Here is a 22,954-nt window from a genome sequence, read left to right as displayed (position 1 = left end):
CTACTCCTCAGCGTTTCGGGACTCGCCCGAGCGGATGACCTCGGTCCTGCGGTGCGCATCGTCCAGAAGGCTGAACAGTTCGTCGTCGCTCGCGTCGTCGACACCGGCCGCGGAGCCGGTGCGTTTGGCGGTCCAGGCCGCGAGAAGCGCTTCGAGGCGGGCCGCGACGGTCTCGTAGTCGGCGTCGGCGGCCGTCGCGTCCAGGGTGGTCTTGAGCTGGTCGAGTTCGGCGAGCAGGGGGTCGGGGGCGGTGCCGTGCAGCCGTGTGTGCACGAAGGCGGCGAGGCGGGCCGGTGTCGGGTGGTCGAAGACGAGCGTGGCGGGCAGGCGCAGGCCGGTGTCCGCGTCGAGCTGGTTGCGCAGTTCGACGGCGGTGAGCGAGTCGAACCCGATGTCGGTGAACGCCCGGTCGGGGTCGACCGCCTCCGGTGACGCGTGCCCCAGGACCAGGGCGACCTGGCCCACGACGAGTCGCAGCACGTCGGCCGGCGTCCACACGCGGTCGGCGGGCTGCCTGCGCCGGGGCCGTACCAGCTCCCGCAGCAGGGCGGGCGGGTCGCCGGCGCGGCGCAGCGCCGGCAGGTCGAACCCGACGGGGACGAGGGTCGGGGTGCCCGCGGTCAGCGCGGCGTCGAACAGGGCCAGCGCTTCCGTCGTCGGCAGCGGCCGTACGCCCGCCCTGGCCAGGCGGTGCCGGTCGGTGGCGGTCAGACCGCCGGTCATGCCGCTGGCCTCCGCCCAGTAGCCCCAGGCGAGCGACACGGCCGGCTCGCCCTGGGTGTGCCGGTGGGCGGCGAGGCCGTCGAGGTAGGCGTTCGCCGCCGCGTAGTTCGCCTGGCCCGCGCCGCCCAGCACACCGGCCGCCGACGAGAACAGCACGAAAGCCTCCAGGTCCGAGGTCAGTTCGTGCAGGTGCCGCGCCGCGAGGGCCTTCGGCTCCCACACGCGCGCGAACTGCTCCGGGGTGAGGGATTCCACGACGGTGTCGGCCAGTGTGCCCGCGGCGTGGATCACCGAGGTGACCGGGTGTTCGGCGAGCAGCCGTGCCACCGCCTCACGGTCGGACACGTCGCATGCCACGATGACGGCGGTCGCGCCCAGCGCGGCCAGGTCGGCGGTCAGCTCGGCCGCGCCGGGGGCGTCCGGGCCGCTCCGGCTGACCAGCAGCAGGTGCCGCACGCCGTGCCGTACGGCGAGGTGGCGGGCGATCGTGCCGCCCAGGGTGCCGGTGCCGCCGGTGACGAGCACCGTGCCCTCGGGGCTGAGCCGATAGGGCTGCGGTGCGGTCCGTGCCCGTTCGAGGCGGGGGACGTGCACGGCGCCGGCGCGGAGCGCGAGCTGGGGTTCGTCACCGGCCAGCCGGACCTCGCCGCCGTCGTCGCCGTCGCCGTCGACCAGCACGAACCGGCCAGGGTGCTCGGTGGCGGCCGACCGGACCAGGCCCCAGACGGCGGCGGCCTGCGGGTCGACGTCCTCGCCCGGCCGGACCGGCACGGCGTTGCGCGTGGCGACCACCATGCGCGGGGTGTCCGTGGTGAGGAAGTCCTGGATCACCCGCAAGGTCTCGACGGGCGAGGTGGCGTGGTGGACCGGGATGTCCGGTTCGGTGGTCGCCGCTTCCAGGACCGGCCACGCCACCTGGTACGGCACGTCCTGCGTGGTGGCCCCGGCCGGCGGGCGCAGGGTCAGCGAGGCGATCTCGGCGACCGGGGCGCCCGACTGGTCGGCGAGGCCGATCGCGCAGGTGTCCTGGCCGGTCACGGTCAGCCGGACCCTGGCGTGCTCGGCGCCGCGCCACCAGGAGATCCCGGCGAAGGAGAACGGCATCTTCGCCCGGTCGTCGGCGACGGTCACGGTCTGGATCGCGGCGTCGAGCAGGGCGGGGTGCAGGGCGAACCGGGGGTCGCCGGAGGGTACGGACACCTCCGCGTAGAGGGTGTCGCCGTCGCGCCAGGCCGCGCGCAGACCTTGGAAGGCGGTGCCGTAGGCGAATCCGGCGTCGGCCAGGTCGTCGTAGAAGGCGTCGAGGGCGACGGCTTCGGCGTGCGGCGGCCACTGCCGTGCCCAGGGCTCCCGTGGTACGACGGGTACGGCGCCCAGGGTTCCGGTGGCGTGCCGTACCCACTCGCCGTCTGTCCGCGAGTGGATCGAGACGCTGTGCCGGCCCGCGTGTTCGGGGCCGACGGTCACGGACACCTGCACGCCGTCCGCGACCACCAGCGATGTCTCCAGCGTCAGGTCCTCGACCGCCGGGCAGCCGACGTGTTCGCCGGCCCGGAGCGCCAGGTCCACGAACGCCGCGGCGGGCAGCAGGGGCGAGCCCGAGACGACGTGTTCGGTGAGCCACGGCTGCGCGGCGGTGGCGAGTCGTCCCGTCAGCACCACGCCGTTGTCGTCGGGGAGTTCCATGGCGTCCCGCAGCAGCGGGTGGTCGATCCGGCCGTCACCGGCCGTCACCGGGGTGGTGGTGGGCTGGAGCCAGTAGTGCTGGTGCTGGAAGGGATACGAAGGCACCCGCGCGTCCGCTCCGGCCGGCGTGGTGGTGGGTGGCATCCAGTGCGCGGCGCCGTCCGCCCACAACCGGCCCAGCCCCGCCAGCACCTGCTCCGGAGAATCCCCGTCACGGCGCATCAGCCCGTTGCCCACCAGCAGCGGATGCGGACCCACCTCCACGAACCCCGTAACCCCCTGACCCGCCAGCCATTCCATGGCGTCGGCGAACCGGACCGGTTCGCGCACCTGCCGCGCCCAATACCCGGGCTCCCCCATGTCCACCGGATGTCCGGCCACCGTCGACACCACCGGAATCACCGGCTCAGCGAACGACAGACCAGCCGCGACCCGGCCCAGCTCCTCCACCACCGGATCCATCCGCGCCGAATGGAACGCGTGACTGACCGCCAGCCGCCGCACCCGGCGCCCACGACCACTCCACACCTCACCCACCGCGGCCACCGCCGCCTCGTCCCCCGACACCACCACCGCATCCACGCCGTTGACCGCCGCCAGCTCAGCACCCGGCACCAGCGACCCCGTCACCTCCTCCGCCGACGCCTGCACCGACACCATCGCCCCACCACCGGCCAGCCCCTGCATCAACCGGCCCCGCGCCCCCACCAGCACACACGCATCCTCCAGCCCCACAACCCCCGCCACATGAGCCGCCGCGACCTCACCCACCGAATGCCCCACCACGAAATCCGGCCGCACACCCAGCCACTCCACCAACCGGAACAACGCCACCTGCACCGCGAACACCCCGGCCTGCGTGAACGACGTCTGCCCCAACACCCCCTCCTCGTCCTCGAACAACACCTCCACCGGCAACCCCAACAACCCACACACCTCGTCCAACACCCCGGCGAACACCGGGAACACCCGGTACAAGCCCCGCCCCATCCCCACCCACTGACCACCCTGGCCAGAGAACACAAACGCCGACTTGCCCGGGGAGGCGGTGCCCGTGACGATTCCGGGTCTTCCGTCGATCAGCGCGTCCAGGCCGGCCGGGTCCGTCAGCACGGCACGGTGCGGAAACCGAGCCCGCGCGGCCAGATCGGCGGCCACCTCTGCCGGTGTGACCTCGGGGTGCTCGGCGAGGAACCCGCGCAGCCTGCGGGCCTGGTCGCGCAGGGCCGCGGCCGACTTCGCCGACAGCAGCCACGGCATCGGCACGACGGCAGGGGTATCGGAAGCGGCCGGGGACTCGGGAGCGTGAGCGGCCGGGGACTCGGCCGGTGCCTCCAGGATGACGTGCGCGTTCGTACCGCTGATGCCGAAGGCCGAGATGCCCGCGCGGCGCGGGTGGCCGTTGTCGGGCCAGGGCCGGCCCTCGGTGAGCAGCCGGATGTTTCCGGACTCCCAGTCGACGTGCGAGGTCGGCGCGTCGACATGCAGCGTCGGCGGCAACTGCCCGTGTCGCATCGCCATGACCATCTTGATCACACCCGCCACACCGGCCGCCGCCTGCGTGTGCCCGATGTTCGACTTCACCGACCCCAGCCACAACGGCTCCGCCCGGTCCCGGCCGTAGGTCGCCAGCAGTGCCTGGGCCTCGATGGGATCGCCGAGCGTCGTCCCCGTACCGTGCGCCTCCACCGCGTCCACCTCGGACGGCTCCAGCCCGGAGTTCACCAGCGCCTGGCGGATGACGCGCTCCTGCGAAGGGCCGTTGGGCGCGGTCAACCCGTTGGACGCCCCGTCCTGGTTCACCGCCGAGCCCCGGACGACCGCCATCACCCTATGACCATGGCGACGGGCATCCGACAACCGCTCCAGCAGCACCAGACCCGCACCCTCACCCCACGCGGTACCGTCAGCAGCCTCGGCGAACGCCTTCACCCGCCCGTCGGCCGCCAGCCCCCGCTGCCGCGAGAACTCGACAAACCCCGCCGGCGTCGCCATGACCGTCACGCCACCGGCCAGGGCCAGCGAGCACTCCCCCGCCCGCAGCGCCTGCGCCGCCAGATGGATCGCCACCAGCGACGACGAGCACGCCGTGTCCACCGACACCGCCGGACCCTCCAGCCCCAGCAGATACGACACCCGCCCGGAGGTCACACTCGTCGCCGTGCCCGTCGAGAGGTAGCCCTCCAGGCCGGGCGGCTGTGCCCCGGCGCCGTAGCCCGAGGACCAGATGCCGGTGAAGACACCTGTCTGGCTGCCCCGCAACGACGTCGGATCGATCCCCGCGTCCTCCAACGTCTCCCACACCGTCTCCAGCAGCACCCGCTGCTGCGGATCCATCGCCAACGCCTCACGCGGCGAGATCCCGAAGAACGCCGCGTCGAAGCCGCCGGCGGCGTCGAGGAAGCCGCCCCGCCGTGTGTACGAGGTTCCCGGACCGCCGGCCGGGTCGTAGAGACGGCCCACATCCCACCCACGGTCCGACGGGAACTCCCCCACCGCGTCCACCCCACCCGACACCACACCCCACAACTCCTCCGCCGACCCCACCCCACCCGGATACCGGGCCCCCAACCCCACCACCACCACCGGATCACCCGACACCGGAACCGCAGCCGGCACGGGTGAGGCAGGGGCCTGGCGCCGGGCGCCGACCAGGAGGTCCCGCAGGTGGCCGGCCAGCGCGTCGGGGGTCGGGTAGTCGAAGGTCAGGGTCGCGGGCAGCCGTACGCCGGCGACCGCGGACAGGCGGTTGCGCAGTTCCACCGCGGTGAGCGAGTCGAAGCCCAGGTCCTTGAAGGCCCGTTCGGCGCTGACGGCGGCGGTGTCGCTGTGGCCGAGGACCGCGGCCGTCTGGCCGGTGACCACTTCCAGGACGCGGTTGTGCTGCTCGGTCTCGGGCAGGGCCGCCAGCTCCCTGCCCAGGCCCGGCCGGTCCGTGCGCCGGGCGGGCCTGGTCCGGGTGAGGCGGCTGAGCAGGGGCCGGGTGGACGCCGCCGACAGGTCGAGGTGTGCGGGGACCAGTGCGGGATCAACGGCGCCCAGGGAAAGGTCGAACAGTGCCAGCGCCTGGTCCGTGGGCATCGGCAGCACACCGGCGCGGGCGAGGCGCTTGCGGTCGGTGTCGGTGAGGTGTTCGGTCAGCCCACTGGACTCGGCCCATTGCCCCCAGGCCAGCGACACGCCCGGCAGACCCCGGGCACGCCGGTGCACGGCGAGGGCGTCCAGGAAGGCGTTCGCGGCAGCGTAGTTCGCCTGGCCCGGGCCGCCCAGCACACCGGCGGCGGACGAGAAGAGCACGAACGCGCTCAGGCCGAGGTCCTTCGTCAGTTCGTGCAGGTGCCAGGCGGCGTCGGCCTTGGGCCGCAGCACCTGGTCGATCCGGGCGGGCGTGAGGGACTCGACGACGCCGTCGTCGAGCACGCCGGCCGCGTGCACGACCGCGGTCAGCGGGTGCGCGGCCGGGATCGTGCCCAGTACGGCGGCCAGCGCGTCCCGGTCGGCCACGTCGCAGGCCACCACCTCGGCGTCGAAGTCCACCTCCGCCGCGGTCCTGCCGAGCAGGAGCAGGTGCCGGATGCCGTGCCGGTCGCGCAGGTGCCGGGCGAGGAGGCGGCCCAGTGTTCCGGTGCCTCCGGTGATCAGCACGGTGCCGTCCGGGTCGAGCGGGCCGGGTGCCGGGGCCGCTTCGGCCCGTACCAGGCGGGCGGCACGGGCGGCGCCGCCGCGGACGACGAGCTGCGGTTCGTCCCCCGCGACGAGGACGCGGTCGTCGGTGTCGATGAGCACGAACCGGTCGGGGTGTTCCGCCTGGGCCGCGCGGACCAGGCCCCAGACGACGCTGGACGGCAGGTCGACGGGGTCGGGCCCGACCGCCCCGCGGGTCACGACGGCCAGCCGGCCGTCCCCGTCGCGCAGGAAGTCCTGGAGCACTCCCAGCGTCTCGGCGGCGACGGTGTGCGCGGCCGCCACGGGGTCTCCCGCCGGGGGTGTGACGTGGTGGACGGCCGGGGGCTCGCCGGTGGTCTCGACGGGCACCCAGTCGAGGCGGTAGAGCTGGTTGGTCCCGGCGACCGGCAGGCCCGGCGGCCGGTGACGCACGGTCAGCGCGTCGATCAGCGCCAGCGGGCCGGACTCGTCGGCGAGCGCGACCCGGAAGGTGTCGGGGCCGGTGGGTGTGAGGCGGACCCGGGCCGTGGAGCCGGCTTCCCGCATCGACACCCCGGCGAAGGAGAACGGCAGGCGACCGGCCGCCAGCAGGGTCAGCGGCTGGAGTGCGGCGTCGAGCAGCGCGGGGTGGAGACCGAAGCGGTCGCGGGTGTCGGCGGGCAGCGCCACCTCGGCGTAGAGTTCGTCGCCCTGCCGCCGGATCTCGCGTACGCCCGCGAACACCGGCCCGTACTCGTAGCCCTGGGCGGCGAGGGTGTCGTAGAAGTCGGTCAGGTCGACGGGCTCGCCGGACGGCTGCCAGGTCTCGCCGGTGTCGTACGGGTGGGGGCCGCCGGGTGCGAGCACGCCGGTGGCGTGCCGCAGCCAGGTGCCGTCCGTCCGGGAGTGCACGGTGACGGGGCGCCGGCCCGTCCCGTCCGGTGCGCCGACGACGACCTGGACCGGCACGGAACCGTCGTCCGGCAGGATCATGGGGGCTTCCAGTACCAGTTCGTCCAGGACGTCGCAGCGGGCCTGCCGTCCGGCGTGCAGGGCGAGTTCCAGGAACACGGTGCCGGGCAGCAGCACGGAGCCCAGGACGACGTGGTCGGCCAGCCATGGCCGGGTGGCCGTCGAGAGCCGCCCCGTGAGCAGGATGCTTCGGTCCCCGGCCAGTTCGACGACGGCCCCGAGCAGCGGGTGCCCGGCCGAGTCCAGTCCCGCCGCCGACACGTTGCCCTTCGCGGCGGCGGGGTTCAACCAGTACGGCCGGTGCTGGAAGGCGTATGTCGGCAGCGGGACGTGCCGGGGCTCGCCGGGGAAGACCGGGGTCCAGTCGACGGTCACACCTTGCGTGTGCAGGCGCGCCAGGGCGAGGTGGAATTCCTGTCTGCCGCTGCCGCGGCGCAGTGTGCCGGTCACCACGCCGTCCATCACCGGGACCAGTACGGGGTGCGGGCTGACCTCCACGAACACGTCGTGTTGGTCCTGCGTCAGGGCCTCGACGGCGAGGTCGAAGCGTACGGGTTCGCGGAGGTTGCGGTACCAGTAGCCGGCGTCGAGGGCGGAGGTGTCGATCACCTCGCCGGTCACCGTCGAACAGAACGGGATCTGCGCCGGGTGCGATGTGATGTCGGCGAGGTCGGTGAGCAGTTGCTCGCGGATCGCCTCGACCTGGACGGAGTGGGCCGCGTAGTTCACCGGCAGACGGCGGGCGCGGATGCCCTCCGCTTCACAAGCCGCCAGCAACTCGTCCAGCGCGTCCCCATCACCCGACACGACGACCGAACCCGGGGCATTGACCACCGCCACCGTCAACCGGCCGTCCCAGCGGGCCAGGAAGCCGACGGCCCGCTCATGCCCGAGACTCATGGAAACCATGCCACCCTGGTCCGCCAGGGCGACCAGGGCCTTGCTGCGCAGGGCGACCACCTTGGCGGCGTCCTCCAACGACAACGCGCCCGCCACATACGCCGCCGCGATCTCCCCCTGCGAATGCCCCACCACCGCATCGGGCTCCACACCATGAGCACGCCACAATTCGGCAAGGCCCACCATCACCGCGAACAAGGCAGGCTGGACCACATCCACCCGCTCCAACGAACCACCACCACACAACACCTCCACCAACGACCAGTCCGTGTACGGCGCCAACGCCGCACCACACGCGTCGATCGCCTCCCGGAAGACCGGCTCCGAGCCGTACAAACCCCCACCCATCCCCACCCACTGCGCACCCTGCCCCGGAAACACGAACACCGACCGACCCGGCGAACCGGCCACACCCGTGATGACGCGGGGGTCTCCGTCGGCGAGGGCGGCCAGTTCCGCCATGAGGTCGGTCCGGGTGCTGCCCACCAGGGCCGCCCGGTGGGCGAGCATGGTGCGGGTGGTGGCGAGGGCCCGGCCGATCGCGGCCGGCCGGAGCCCGGGATGGGCGGTGACGTGGTCCGCGAGCCGTCGGGCCTGGGCGCGGAGGGCGTCATCCGTCTTGCCGGACAGCAGCCACACGGTGGGCTCCGCGGAGTCGTCCCCGGTGTGTTGTTCGGGGGTCTCTTCCGGGAAGTGTTCGATGACGACGTGGGCGTTGGTGCCGCTGGCCCCGAAGGCCGAGATGCCCGCGCGGCGGGGGCGCCCCGTCTCCGGCCACGGCCGGGCCTCGGTCAGCAGCCGGATGTCACCGGTGTCCCACTCGACGTGCGGCGTGGGCTCCTGGACGTGCAGCGTCGGCGGCAGTTCACCGTGCCGCATCGCCATCACCATCTTGATGACACCCGCCACACCCGCCGCGGCCTGCGTGTGCCCGATGTTCGACTTCACCGACCCCAGCCACAACGGCTCCGCCCGGTCCCGGCCGTAGGTCGCCAGGAGTGCCCGCGCCTCGATGGGATCGCCGAGCGTCGTCCCCGTACCGTGGGCCTCCACCGCGTCCACCTCGGACGGCTCCAGCCCGGCGTTCGCCAGCGCCTGGCGGATGACGCGCTCCTGGGAAAGGCCGTTGGGCGCGGTCAACCCGTTGGACGCCCCGTCCTGGTTCACCGCCGAACCCCGCACCACCGCCAGCACCCGGTGACCGTTGCGACGGGCGTCCGACAACCGCTCCAGCAGCACCAGACCCGCGCCCTCACCCCACGCCGTACCGTCAGCCGTTGACGAGAAGGGCTTGCACCGGCCGTCAGGGGCCAGGGCACGCTGGCGGGAGAACTCCGTGAACTGCAGGGGGGTGACGCTCACGGTCACCCCGCCGGCCAGGGCGAGTGTGCACTCCCCCGAGCGCAGTGCCTGCGCGGCGAGGTGGATCGCCATCAGTGACGAGGAGCAGGCGGAGTCGACGGACACGGCCTGGCCCTGGAGGCCCAGCAGGTAGGAGACCCGGCCGGAGGTGATGCTCGGCGAGATGCCGGTGGCGAGGTAGCCCTCGGTGTCGGGTGGTGCCTGGTCGGGGCTGCCGACGTAGCCGGAGGACCAGATGCCGGTGAAGACGCCCGTCTGACTGCCCCGCAACGACGTCGGATCGATCCCCGCGTCCTCCAACGTCTCCCACGCCGTCTCCAGCAACACCCGCTGCTGCGGATCCATCGCCAACGCCTCACGCGGCGAAATCCCGAAGAAATCAGCATCGAACCCCGCCGCATCCTCCAAAAACCCACCCCACCGCGTATACGACGTCCCCGCATGATCCGCATCCGGATGGAACAACCCCTCGACATCCCACCCACGATCCGACGGAAACCCCCCGATCCCATCCACCCCACCCGACACCACACCCCACAACTCCTCCGGCGACCCCACCCCACCCGGCAACCGGCACCCCATACCCACGATCACCACCGGATCATCCCCACCACCTACCCCACCCACCGACACCACCGGCACCACCGGCACCACCGGCACCACACCCCCGCCCGTACCGGAGAGTTCGGCGGTGAGGTGGTCGGCGAGGTCGGCGGGGGTGGGGTGGTCGAAGACGAGGGTCGCGGGCAGCCGCAGGCCGGTGGCGCCGGCGAGGCGGTTGCGCAGTTCGACGGAGGTCAGGGAATCGAAGCCGAGGTCGCGGAAGGCGAATCGGGGGGTGATCGCGGCGGCGTCGGAGTGGCCGAGGACGGTGGCGGTGTGTGCGGCGACCAGGGACAGCAGGTCCGACGCGGGGGGCTTGGGCGTCGGCAGGGTCCGCGGCATCGAGAGGTCGGCCGTGGTCAGCGCGGGACGTCCGGCGGCCAGCGCGGTGTCGAACATGGAGAGGGCGCGTTCGGTGCTGATGGGACGGATGCCCTTGCGGGCGAGGCGTTGGCGGTCGGCCGCGGTGAGGTGGGCGGTCATGCCGCTCTCCTGCTTCCAGTAGCCCCAGGCCATCGACACGGCGGGCAGTCCGAGGGTCTGCCGGTGTGCGGCGAACGCGTCGAGGTAGGAGTTCGCGGCCGCGTAGCCGGCCTGGCCGGCGTTGCCGAGGACACCCGCGGCCGCGGAGAACAGTACGAAGGCCGCGAGGGGGTCCTCGCGGGTCAGCTCGTGCAGGTGCCAGGCGCCGTCGACCTTGGGACGCAGCACCCGGTCGAGCTGCTCCGCGGTCAGCCGCTCCACGACGGTGTCCTCGAGCACGCCGGCCGCGTGGACGACGGCGGTGAGCGGATGCTCGGCCGGGATCGTGTCCAGTACGGCCGCCAGCGCATCCCGGTCCGCGACGTCACAGGACACGACCCGGACGTCGACGTCCCCCCGCGATTCCAGGTGCGGCACCGCGCCGCCGCCGCGGCTGACGAGCAGCAGGTGCCGTACCCCGTAGCGGGACACCAGGTGCCGGGCGACGGCCCGGCCGAGGGTGCCGGTGCCGCCGGTGATCAGCACGGTGCCGTCGGGGTCGATCGGCCGGGGGACGGTGAGGACGATCTTGCCGATGTGGCGGGCCTGGCTCATCAGCCGGAAGGAGGCGACGGCCTGGCGGAGGTCCGCGGCGGTGACCGGCAGCGGCTCCAGCGTCCCGTCGGCGACCATCGCCACGACCCGGGAGAGGATGTCGCCCTGCCGCGCGGGATCGACGTCGTTGAGGTCGAAGGCCCGGTAGATCCGGCCCTCGGGCGAGCGGACGTCCGTCTTGCCCAGCTCGACGAACCGTCCGCCGTCGGCGAGCAGCCGCAGGGAGGCGTCGGTGAGTTCTCCCGCGAGCGAGTTGAGGACGACGTCCATGGCCGGGAACCGGTCGGCGAACCGCGTGTCGCGGGACGAACCGATGTGGTCGTCCGCCAGTCCGAGGCGCCGCAGGGTGTCCCACTTGGCGGGGCTCGCGGTGGCGAAGACCTCCGCGCCGCTGTCCAGGGCCAACCGGATGGCGGCCATGCCCACTCCGCCGGCGCCGGAGTGGACGAGGATCCGGTCGCCGGGGCGTAGTTCGCCGAGGTCGAACAGCGCGTACCAGGCGGTGGTGAACGCGATGGGCACCGACGCCGCCGTGGTGAAGCTCCAGCCGTCGGGGATCGCCGTCAGGAGCCGGTGGTCGGCGACCGCGCGCGGTCCGAAGGCGCCGGGCATCATTCCCATGACGCGGTCGCCGGGCCGCCAGGCCGTGACGCCGGGGCCGACCTCCAGGACGGTGCCGGCCCCTTCGCCGCCCAACGGGGGCCGGTCCGGGTACATGCCGAGGGTGATGAGCACGTCGCGGAAGTTCAGGCCGGCCGCGCGTACGGCGACCCGTACCTGGCCGGGTTCCAGCGCGGCCTCGTGCCAGGGCAGCAGGACCAGGTCGTCCAGTTGCCCGGTGCCGGACTCGCTGAGCCGGTACGCGCCGTCGGGGGCGGTCAGTTCCGGCGCGTACCGGGCCTGCCTCGGCACGAGGACGCCTTCGGGGCGCAGGGCCAGTTCGGGTTCGCCGCCGGCCGTCATGGCGGCCCGGACTGCGTCCTCCTCGGACGCGTCGCCCATGTCGACCAGGACGAACCGGCCGGGGTGCTCGACGGCGGCACTGCGGACCAGGCCGCGTACGGCCGCGCCGGCCACGCCGCGGGTCAGGACGGCCAGGCGCGCGGCCGTCCGTTCCGGCTGCTCGGCCAGGAAGTCCTGGACGAGCGCGCGGGCCCGCTGGAGGAGGGCGTGCACGGAGTCCGCGTCGGCGTCCGCGGTGAGTACCGGGCTCGGCACCACCTCGGTCGGCGTGCTCGCGGTGAGGGGCACCCACTGGGTGTGCAGCACCGCGGCCCGGGGCTCGGCGGCCGGGCGGACGGTCAGCGCGGTGATGTCCGCGACCGGGTTGCCGGACAGGTCGGTCAGTGTCGCGCGGTAGGTGTCGGTGCCCGTGCGGGCCAGGTGGACCCGGGCGGACGACACCCCGGTGGTGTGCACGGTGACGCCGGAGAAGGAGAACGGCAGCCGGACCCGGGTGTCGGGGCCGAGCAGGATCAGCGGCTGGAGTGCGGCGTCCAGGAGCGCGGGGTGGATGCCGAAGCGGGCGCCGTCGGGGACGGACACCTCGGCGTACAGTTCGTCCTCGCCCTGCCACAGTTCCCGCACGCCCCGGAAGGCGGGTCCGTACTGGTACCCGAGTCCGGCGAGGAAGGCGTAGAACCCTTCGGGGTCCACGGGTTCGGCGTTCTTCGCGGGCCAGTCGAGGCGTCCGGCCGTGACCTGGCCGCCGAGCGTTCCGGACGCGTGGCGGACCCAGCCGTCGCCGCCCTTGGAGTGCACGGTGACCGGGCTGCGGCCGGCGTCGTCCGGGGCGCCGACCGAGACCTGGATGTCCGTCGGTGTGTCCGAGAGCGCGAGGGGCTGGTGCAGGACGAGGTCGTCAAGGGTCCCGCCGGCCAGGGTGGCGAGTTCGAGGAAGGCGGTGCCCGGCAGCAGAATCGTTCCTTCAACGGCGTGGTCGGCCAGCCAGGGATGGGTGCGGGTGGAGACGCGGCCACTGTGCACGGTGCTCCCGTCGGGCAGTTCGACGGTGGTGCCCGCCAGCGGGTGCCCGGTGCCGTGGTCGCCGGCCGCGGGGGTGAGCCAGTAGGTGCTGCGCTGGAAGGCGTAGCGCGGCAGGCTGACGCCGTGCGGGCGGTCGTGCGGCCAGGTCACGGCGACGCCCTGGACGTGGAGGCGGGCCAGGGCGGTGTGGAATTCCCCGATGGTGCCGTGGTCGCGGCGCAGGGTGCCGGTCGCCACGCCGTCCAGATCCTGTACCAGCACCGGGTGCGGGCTGGCTTCCACGAACACCTCGTGGCCGTCGGCGGTGAGCCGGGCGGTGGCCAGGTCGAACCGTACGGGCTCGCGCAGGTTGCCGTACCAGTAGCCCGCGTCGAGTGCGGAGGTGTCGACCGGCTCGCCGGTGACCGTGGAGTAGAACGGGATCGCCGCCGAGTGGGGCCGGACGTCCGCGAGGTCGGTCAGAAGGCGCTCGCGGACGGCCTCGACCTGGGCCGAGTGTGCCGCGTAGTCGACGGGGATGGCGCGGGCGCGTACGCCGTCCCTGGCGCAGGCTGCCAGCAGTTCGTCCAGGGCCCCGGGTTCGCCGGACACGACGACGGTCGAAGGGGAGTTGACCACCGCGACGGTGATCCGGTCGCCCCAGGGGCTCAGGTAGCCGGCGGCGTCGTCCGCGGACAGTGCGACCGAGACCATCCCGCCCTGGCCCGCCAGGGCGACCAGGGCCTTGCTGCGCAGGGCGACCACCTTCGCTGCGTCCTCCAACGACAACGCGCCGGCCACGTACGCCGCCGCGATCTCCCCCTGCGAATGCCCCACCACCGCATCCGGCTCCACACCATGAGCACGCCACAGCTCCGCCAGCGCGATCATCACCGCGAACAGGGCGGGCTGCACCACGTCCACCCGCTCCAGCCCACCACCACCGGTCAGCACCTCCACCAACGACCAGTCCGTGTACGGCGCCAACGCCGCACCACACGCGTCGATCGCCTCCCGGAACACCGGCTCCGCCCCGTACAACCCCCCACCCATCCCCACCCACTGCGCACCCTGCCCCGGAAACACGAACACCGACCGACCCAACGGGCGGACGGTCCCGGTGACCAGACCCGGCGCCGTGCCACCCTCGGCCAGAACGTCCAGCGCTTCGGCGGTGCCCACCACCACCGCCCGGTGCTCGAACACGGTGCGGGCAGCCAGCGCGCCCCCGACCGCCGCCGGACTCACCTCGGGATGCGCGGCGGTGAAGGCGACCAGCCGGCGCGCCTGCTCCCGCAACGCCGCATCCGACCTGGCCGACAGCGGCCAGAGGACGTGGTCGTCCGCGTGGCCCCGGGGGGAGGGTGCGGCGGAGCCGGCCTCGGCGGGCTGTTCGAGGATCACGTGGGCGTTGGTACCGCTGATGCCGAAGGCGGAGACGGCCGCCCGCCGTGGCCGCCCGGTGACCGGCCAGGCGACCGGTTCGGTGAGCAGGCGGACCGCGCCGGAGGCCCAGTCGACGTGCGGGGTGGGCGCGTCCACGTGGAGGGTTCGCGGCAGTTCGCCGTGCCGCATCGCCATGACCATCTTGATCAGTCCGGCCGCGCCGGCCGCCGCCTGGGTGTGGCCGATGTTCGACTTCACCGACCCCAGCCACAACGGCTCCACCCGCCCCTGACCGTAGGTCGCGAGGAGTGCCTGGGCCTCGATGGGATCGCCGAGGGTGGTACCGGTGCCGTGGGCCTCCACCGCGTCCACCTCGGACGGCTCCAGCCCGGCGTTCGCCAGTGCCTGACGGATCACCCGCTCCTGGGAGGGGCCGTTGGGCGCGGTCAGGCCGTTGGAGGCGCCGTCCTGGTTGGTGGCGGAGCCCCGGACGACGGCCAGTACCTCGTGGCCGTTGCGGCGGGCGTCGGACAGGCGTTCCACCAGCAGCAGGCCGGCGCCCTCCGCCCAGCCCGCCCCGTCGGCCGCGGCGGCGAAGGACTTGCTGCGGCCGTCGGGCGCGCTCGCCCCCTGCCGGGACATCTCGGTGAACAGGGTGGGTGCCGCGTTGACGGTGACGCCGCCGACCAGGGCGAGGGAGCATTCTCCCGAGCGCAGCGCCTGGGCGGCCAGGTGCAGGGCCACCAGGGACGACGAGCAGCCGGTGTCCAGGGACAGTGCCGGACCGAGCAGGCCCAGCTGGTACGCCAGCCGGCCGGACCCCACGCTCGACGCGGTGCCGGTGACCTGGTAGCCCTCCAGGTCGTCGGGGACCGGCCCGGCGGCGTAGCCGGTGGACCAGATGCCGGTGAACACGCCGGTGGGTGTGTCCTCCAGCGTGGTCGGGTCGATACCGGCGTGCTCGATGGTCTCCCACGCGGTCTCCAGCAGGATGCGCTGCTGCGGGTCCATGGCGAGCGCCTCGCGGGGGGATATCCCGAAGAACGCCGCGTCGAAGTCGCCGGCGGCGTCGAGGAAGCCGCCCTGGGACGTGCTCGACGTGCGGGGGCGGCTTCCCGTCGGGTCGTAGAGGCGGTCGAGGTCCCATCCCCGGTCGGCCGGGAAGTCGCCGACCGCGTCCACGCCGTCCGCGACCAGCCGCCACAGGTCCTCGGGGGTGTCGACACCTCCGGGGTAGCGGCAGCCCATGCCGATGACGGCGATCGGTTCGTCCGTCGGAGCCGGGGCCTGCGGCGCGTCCTGCCCGCCGGACTCGCCGGCCAGGTGGGCGGCCAGCCGTGCCGGGGTGGGGTGGTCGAAGACGAGGGTGGCGGGCAGTCTCATCCCGAGCGCGGCGGTCAGGCGGTTGCGCAGTTCCACCGCGGTCAGCGAGTCGAAACCCAGGTCCTTGAACGCCTGCCGGGGGTCGAGCCGCCCGGGGGTGGTGTGTCCCAGCACCCCGGCGACGTGGGTGGTGATCAGCTCCAGCAGGTCGGTGCCGCCGGCGGGGGGCGCGGGCCTGGGGGCCTGCGGCCGGCTGTGGGCCTCGGGCAGGTCCCGCAGCAGCCTGCTCGGCCGCGCGTGGGTGTAGGCGCGGGCGAACTGTGCCCAGTCGGCCTCGGTGACGACCGCGAGGGCCTCGTCGTGGTCGAGGACGTCCTGGAGCGCGTCGAGTGCCCGGCCCGGGTCCAGTTCGCCGAGGCCGAGCAGGGTGCGCTGGTGCTGCACGGACTCCAGGGCCGCCATGCCGCCTTCGGCCCAGATGCCCCATGCGACGGAGGTCGTGGCGCGGCCCTGGGCGCGGTGCTGTGCGGCCAGGGCGTCGAGGAAGGCGTTGCCGGCGGCGTAGGCCGCCCCGTGGCCGTCGCCCCACACGCCCGCGGTGGAGGAGAACAGGACGAGGGCGTCGAGGTCCGGCAGGAGTTCCGCCAGGTTCGCCGCCCCGGCGACCTTGGCCGCGACGACCTCGGCGAACTCCTCCGCTGTCGTGTCGGCCAGCCTGGTCGCCCTGATCACGCCGGCGGTGTGGAAGACCGCGCGGATGTCGCCGACGCGCTCGACGAGGTCCCGCAGGGCGTCCCGGTCGGCCACGTCGCACGCCGCCACGGTCACCCGGGCCCCGGCTGCCTCCAGTTCGTCGCGCAGGGCGGCCGCGCCGGGTGCGTCGGGGCCGCGGCGGGCGGCCAGCACGATGTGCTGCGCGCCCTGCCGCGCGAGGCGGCGGGCCACGTGTCCGCCGAGCGCGCCGGTGCCGCCGGTGACCAGCACCGTGCCCCGCGGCCGCCAGGGCCGCGCGGCCGGGCCCGATGGGGCCTTGTGGCGCAGCCGCTTGGCGAAGCGCCGGGTGCCGCGGATCGCCACCTGGTCCTCGCCCGTGCCGGCGAGCACGCCGAGCAGCGCGTTCACGCTGTTCTCGTCGGGCACGGCGGGAAGGTCGACCAGGCCGCCCCAGGCGTGCGGGAACTCCAGCGCCGCGGACGCGCCGGTGCCCCATGCCAGGGCCTGGGCCGGGCTGGTGACCGGGTCGGTGCCCGAGGTGCTCACGGCGCCGCTGGTCGCACACCACAGCGGGACGGCCGGTGTCCGCACCGGGTCCAGGGTGCGGACCAGATCGAGGGTGCGGACCAGGCCCGCCGGGAGCACCGGGTGGTCGGGGTGCGGCTGCTCGTCCAGCGCCAGCAGCGACAGCACACCGTCCGGCCGGGGCCGGGCGTCCGGGGTGTCGGCCGCGTCCCAGGTGTCGGCCACCGCGAAGCCCCGTTCGCGCAGGGCTTCGGCCCACGGGTGCCCGGTCGTGGCCAGGACGAGCCAGCGAGCCGGGTCCACCGGGGCCGCAGTGCCGCTCGTCGGCGCCCACGCCACCTCGTACCGCCAGTCGTCGCAGGGCACCGGCGGGGTCGCGGTCACCCAGTAGGGCTCGCGCTGGAAGGCGTACGTGGGCAGGTCCGCCCCGGGTGCGGTGCGGGGCAGGACCGGGGTCCAGTCGACGTCGGCTCCGGCGGCGTAGAGGCGTCCCGCGGCGGCGAGGAACTCGGTGAGGCCGCCGTGATCGCGGCGCAGTGTTCCGGTGGCGGCGACATCCAGCGCGGGCACCAGCACCGGGTGCGGGCTGACCTCCAGGAACAGGTCGTGGCCGTCGGCGGTGAGCCGGGCGGTGGCCAGGTCGAACCGTACGGGCTCGCGCAGGTTGCGGTACCAGTAGCCGGCGTCGAGTGCGGAGGTGTCGAGCGGCTCGCCGGTGACCGTGGAGTAGAACGGGATCGCCGCCGAGTGGGGCGTGATGTCCGCCAGTTCGGTGAGCAGTTGCTCGCGGATCGCCTCGACCTGTACGGAGTGGGCGGCGTAGTTGACGGGCAGGCGGCGGGCACGGATGCCGTCGGCCTCGCAGGCGGCCAGCAGTTCGTCCAGCGCGTGGGTGCCGCCGGACACCACGACCGCCGCGGGTCCGTTCACCACGGCGGTGGTCAGCCGCTCGCCCCAGCGGGCCAGGTAGCCGGCGGCCTGCTCGGCGGACAGCGCGAGGGACACCATGCCGCCCCGGTCGGCGATGACGGCCAGTGCCCTGGACCGTAACGCCACGAGCTTGGCGGCATCCCGCAGCGACAGCGCGCCGGCGACGTAGGCGGCGGCGATCTCCGCCTGGGAGTGGCCGACCACGGCGTCCGGCCGTACGCCGTAGGACCGCCACAGGTCGGCCAGCGCCACCATGACGGCGAACAGGGCCGGCTGGACCACGTCGACGCGGTCCAGTGGGCCGTGGCGCAGTTCGTCGACCAGCGACCAGTCGGTGTACGGGGCCAGGGCGGCGGCGCAGGCGTCGATGCCGACGCGGAAGACCTCGGACTGCTCGTACAGGTCACGGCCCATGCCCGCCCACTGCGCGCCCTGTCCGGGGAAGACGAACACGGTCCCGCCGGTACGGTCCGGCAGTCCCGGCGGGAGCGCGGCCAGGCCGCACAGCAGGTCGTCCCGGTCGGCGCCGACCACTGCGGCCCGGTGCGCGAACCGGGTGCGGGCGGCCAGTGCGCGGCTGATCGCGGCGGCCGGGACGTCGGGGTGGGCGGTCGCGTACGCGTGCAGCCGCTCGGCCTGGGCGCGCAGCGCGGCGTCGGTCTTCGCGGACAGCAGCCAGGCGGTGGGGGCGGTCCGGTCGGCGGGTTCGGGAAGGTGGCCGGGGTCCGGGTCGGGGGACTGCTCGATGATCAGGTGGGCGTTGGTGCCGCTGATGCCGAAGGCCGAGACGCCGGCGCGGCGCAGGTGCTCGCGCTCCGGCCACGGCCGGGCCTCGGTGAGCAGCCGGACGCCGCCCAAGGCCCAGTCGACGTGCGGGGTGGGGGCGTCGACGTGCAGGGTGCGCGGCAGTTCGCCGTGCCGCATCGCCATGACCATCTTGATCAGGCCCGCGACGCCGGCGGCGGCCTGGGTGTGGCCGATGTTCGACTTCACCGACCCCAGCCACAACGGCTCCACCCGCCCCTGACCGTAGGTCGCGAGGAGTGCCTGCGCCTCGATGGGATCGCCGAGGGTGGTACCGGTGCCGTGGGCCTCCACCGCGTCCACCTCGGACGGCTCCAACCCGGCCTGGGCGAGTGCCTGACGGATCACCCGCTCCTGGGAGGGGCCGTTGGGCGCGGTCAGGCCGTTGGACGCGCCGTCCTGGTTGACCGCGCTTCCCGCGACGACCGCCAGCACCCGGTGGCCGTTGCGGCGGGCGTCGGACAGGCGTTCCAGCAGCACCAGGCCGGTGCCCTCGGCCCAGCTGGTGCCGTCGGCCGCGGCGGCGAAGGGCTTGCTGCGGCCGTCCGCCGCGAGGCCGTGCTGGCGGGAGAACTCGGTGAAGCCCAGCGGCGTCGCCATGATCGTGACACCGCCGGCGAGCGCCAGCGAGCACTCGCCCGCGCGCAGGGCCTGGGCGGCCAGGTGGACGGCGACCAGTGACGACGAGCAGGCGGTGTCCACGGACAGCGCCGGACCGCGCAGCCCGAGGTGGTAGGCGACCCGGCCGGACGTGACGCTGGTCGCGACGCCGGTGAACAGGTAGCCCTCCAGGTCCTCCGGCAGGCCCGGCCCGGTCGCGTAGCCGGACGACCAGACGCCGGTGAACACGCCGGTGTGGCTGCCGCGCAGCGAGGCCGGGTCGATCCCGGCGTGCTCGAAGGTCTCCCAGGCCGTCTCCAGCACGACCCGCTGCTGCGGGTCCATGGCGAGCGCCTCGCGGGGCGAGATGCCGAAGAACGGAGCGTCGAAGCCGGCCACCGCCTCCAGGAACCCGCCCCGGGTGGTGTACGTGGTACCGGCGCCGCGCAGTTCCGGGTCGTACAGGCCGCCCAAGTCCCAGCCGCGGTCGTCCGGGAAGTCACCGATCGCGTCCACGCCCTGCGCGACGAGCCGCCACAGGTCGTCCGGCGAGGCCACCCCGCCGGGGAAGCGGCAGCCCATCCCCACGATGACGACCGGGTCGTCGTGGGGAGCCGGGGCGGCCGCCGGCCGGTCGCCGGGGCCCCGGCCGCGCAGCCAGTCGATCAGTTCCGCGGGCGTCGGGTGGTCGTAGACGAGACCGGAGGGGAGGTGCCGGTCCAGGGCGCCGGCCAGGCGGTTGCGCAGTTCGAGCCCGGTGACCGAGTCGAAGCCGAGGTCCTTGAAGGTGAGCGCGGGATCGATGTCCGCGGGGTCCTCGTGGCCCAGCACGAGCGCGATCTGCGCGGTGACCAGGGCGGCCGCGTCGACCGTGTCGACAGACCCGGGGTCGTCCGTGTCCGTGCCGCCCGCCCCGGTGCCGCGGAGCTCCGGGCCGTCGTCCGGCCGGCCGGGCACGGTGGTCTCCGCCACGTGCGTCCCCGGGCCGGCCGGGGTCCGGCCGCTTCCCCCGGCTGCCGCGTCGGGCAGCCAGTACGAGCGGCGCTGGAAGGCGTAGGTGGGCAGGTCGACCGGCGTGGCCTCGGTGACGGCCGGGGACCAGTCGACCGGCACGCCGGCCACGAACAGCCGGGACAGCGCGGTCAGGAAGACGTCCGGCCCGCCCCGGTCACGGCCCAGCGTGCCGGTGGCGACGCCGGGCGCGCCGGTCCGCTCGCGGGCCTGTTCCAGGGTCTGTTCGAGGGCGGGCAGCAGCACCGGGTGCGGACTGACCTCGACCACGACGTCGTGCCCGTCCGCCAGCAGGGCGGCGGTGGCCAGGTCGAAGCGGACCGGCTCGCGCAGGTTGCGGTACCAGTAGCCGGCGTCGAGCTGCGTGGTGTCGTCGAGGAGGCCGCCGGTGACCGCGGAGTAGTACGGGGTGGTGCCCTGCCGGGGCCGCACACCGTCCAGTTCGGTGCGCAGCCGCTCGCGGATCGTCTCGACGTGCGCGGAATGGGAGGCGTAGTCCACCGGGACGACGCGTGCGCGGACACCGTCGGCCGCGCAGGACTCGACCAGTTCGGACAGGGCCTGCGTGTCGCCGGACACCACGACCGAGCCGGTGGCGTTGACCACGGCGACCGTCAGCGCGCCGCCCCAGCGCGACACGTAGTCCTCGGCCCGCTCGGCGGACAGGGCCACGGACACCATGCCGCCCCGGCCGGTCAGCGCCACCAGCGCGCGGCTGCGCAGTGCCACGATCCGGGCCGCGTCGGACAGCGGCAGCGCGCCCGCGACACATGCCGCGGCTATCTCGCCCTGCGAGTGCCCGACCACCGCGTCGGGCTCGACACCGAAGGAGCGCCACAGTGCCGCCAGGGACACCATCACCGCGAACAGGGCGGGCTGCACGACGTCCACGCGGTCGAGCGGGGCGCCGTCCAGGACATCGGCCAGGGACCAGTCCGTGTACGGGGCCAGGGCCTGGGCACACTCGTCCATGGCGGCCCGGAAGACGGGGTACGCGGCGTACAGCTCCCGGCCCATGCCGGCCCACTGGGCGCCCTGGCCGGGGAACACGAAGACGGTACGGCCCGGGGTGCCGGCCCGGCCGGTGGCGACCTGGGCGGAGTCGAGCAGGACCGCGCGGTGCGCGAAGCGGGTTCTGGTGGTGGCCAGCGCGTGCGCGACCTCGGCGCCGGTCAGGTCCGGGTGGCTGCGCACGTGTTCGCGAAGGCGCTCGATCTGCGCTCCCAGCGCCTGCCTGGTCCGCGCCGTGACGATCCACGGCGCCGGTCCCCCGGGGGCGGGCCGCCGGACCGGCGGCGCGACCGGGTCGGGCGGCTGCTCGACGATCACGTGCGCGTTGGTGCCGCCCATGCCGAACGACGACACGCCGGCGAGCAGGGGCACGTCCGGCCGCGGCCAAGGGGTCAGGGCGGTCTGGACCCGCAGCGCCAGTGCGTCGAGCGGGATGCCGGGGTTGGGGGTCTCGTAGTTCAGGCTCGGCGGCAGTGCGCGGTGGTACACGCTGAGGACGGCCTTGAGCAGCCCGACGATGCCCGCGGCGCCTTCCAGGTGGCCGACGTTCGTCTTGGCGGATCCGACCCGCAGGGCGCTGTCGGCGCCGCCCTCGGTGTCTGTTGACCCGGCCGGAGCGCGGTAGGCCGCCGCGAGGGCCGCGGCCTCGACGGGGTCGCCGACAGTGGTGCCGGTGCCGTGCAGCTCCACGTACTGCACATCCGCGGGACGCACGCCAGCGCGGGCCAGTGCCTCGCGGATGACCTGTTCCTGGGCCTGCGCGCTGGGCACGGTCAGGCTCTGGGTCGCGCCGTCGTGGTTGACCGCGCTGCCCCGGATGACACCGTAGACGCGGTCCCCGTCGGCCAGGGCCCGGTCCAGCGGTTTCAGGACGAGGAAGGCGCCGCCCTCGCCGCGGACGAAGCCGTTGGCCCGGGCGTCGAAAGTGAAGCAGCGGTCGTCCGGGGACAGGCCGCCGAACTCCGCCGCTCCCTCCTCGCGGGCGGCGGTCAGGTTGAGGTTCACCCCGCCGGCCAGGGCGAGCGCCGACTCGCCGCGGCGCAGGCTCTCGACCGCCAGGTGCACCGCGACCAGCGCCGACGACTGGGCCGTGTCGACCGTCATGCTCGGTCCGCGCACACCGAGGAAGTGCGAGACGCGGCCCGCGATGACGCCCCGGTTGGTGCCGGTCAGCGTGTGCGGCGTGATGTGACCGGGGTAGGCCAGGGATGTGTAGTCCTCCCACATGGAGCCGACGAACACCCCCGTCGGGCCGCCCGTCAGCGTGCCCGGCACGATCCGGGCGTCCTCCAGGGCCTCCCAGGCGAGTTCGAGCATGAGCCGCTGCTGCGGGTCCATGCCTGCGGCCTCACGGGGGGACACACCGAAGAACGCCGCGTCGAAGCCGTCCACCCGGTCCAGGTAGCCGCCGTGCCGTACGCCCTGCCGGCCCACGGGCGGCGCGGTGATCGCGTCGGCCCCGTCGCACAGCAGTCGCCAGAACGCCTCCGGGTGCGGGGCTTTCGGCAACCTGCCCGCCATGCCGACGACAGCGACACGATCAGCGTCCGAATCCAAGGGGAAGCGCATCACATCGACACCTCGTGAGCCGGGGAATGAAGGAAGGCGGGCTGCTTCCGTAGCAGTCCCCACGGTGCGGCTCCGGCCGCGCGTGCGGCCGGATGATGGAACGCGCGGGCAGCCCGGCGACCCGGTCGTATCCGAACCCGGACTCGAC

The 22,954-nt window shown here is 74.1% G+C and carries 1 protein-coding gene; it reads right to left on the bottom strand.

Annotated features, from left to right (window positions below; all coding sequences use genetic code 11):
* The gene (locus IE251_RS40750; RefSeq protein WP_229896599.1) at positions 1–22,758 is read right to left on the bottom strand and encodes a type I polyketide synthase; all 22,758 of its coding nucleotides are present in this window, start codon (positions 22,756–22,758) and stop codon (positions 1–3) included.
* Positions 22,759–22,954 lie beyond the last annotated feature (196 nt).

Source organism: Streptomyces eurythermus (assembly GCF_014649115.1).
GTDB classification, from domain to species: domain Bacteria; phylum Actinomycetota; class Actinomycetes; order Streptomycetales; family Streptomycetaceae; genus Streptomyces; species Streptomyces eurythermus.
This window is presented reverse-complemented; position numbering and strand designations above follow the sequence as displayed.

Excerpts from the sequence above, each read along its gene's own strand:
- IE251_RS40750 (WP_229896599.1), bottom strand. The coding sequence starts at position 22,758 with ATGGCGGGCAGGTTGCCGAAAGCCCCGCACCCGGAGGCGTTCTGGCGA.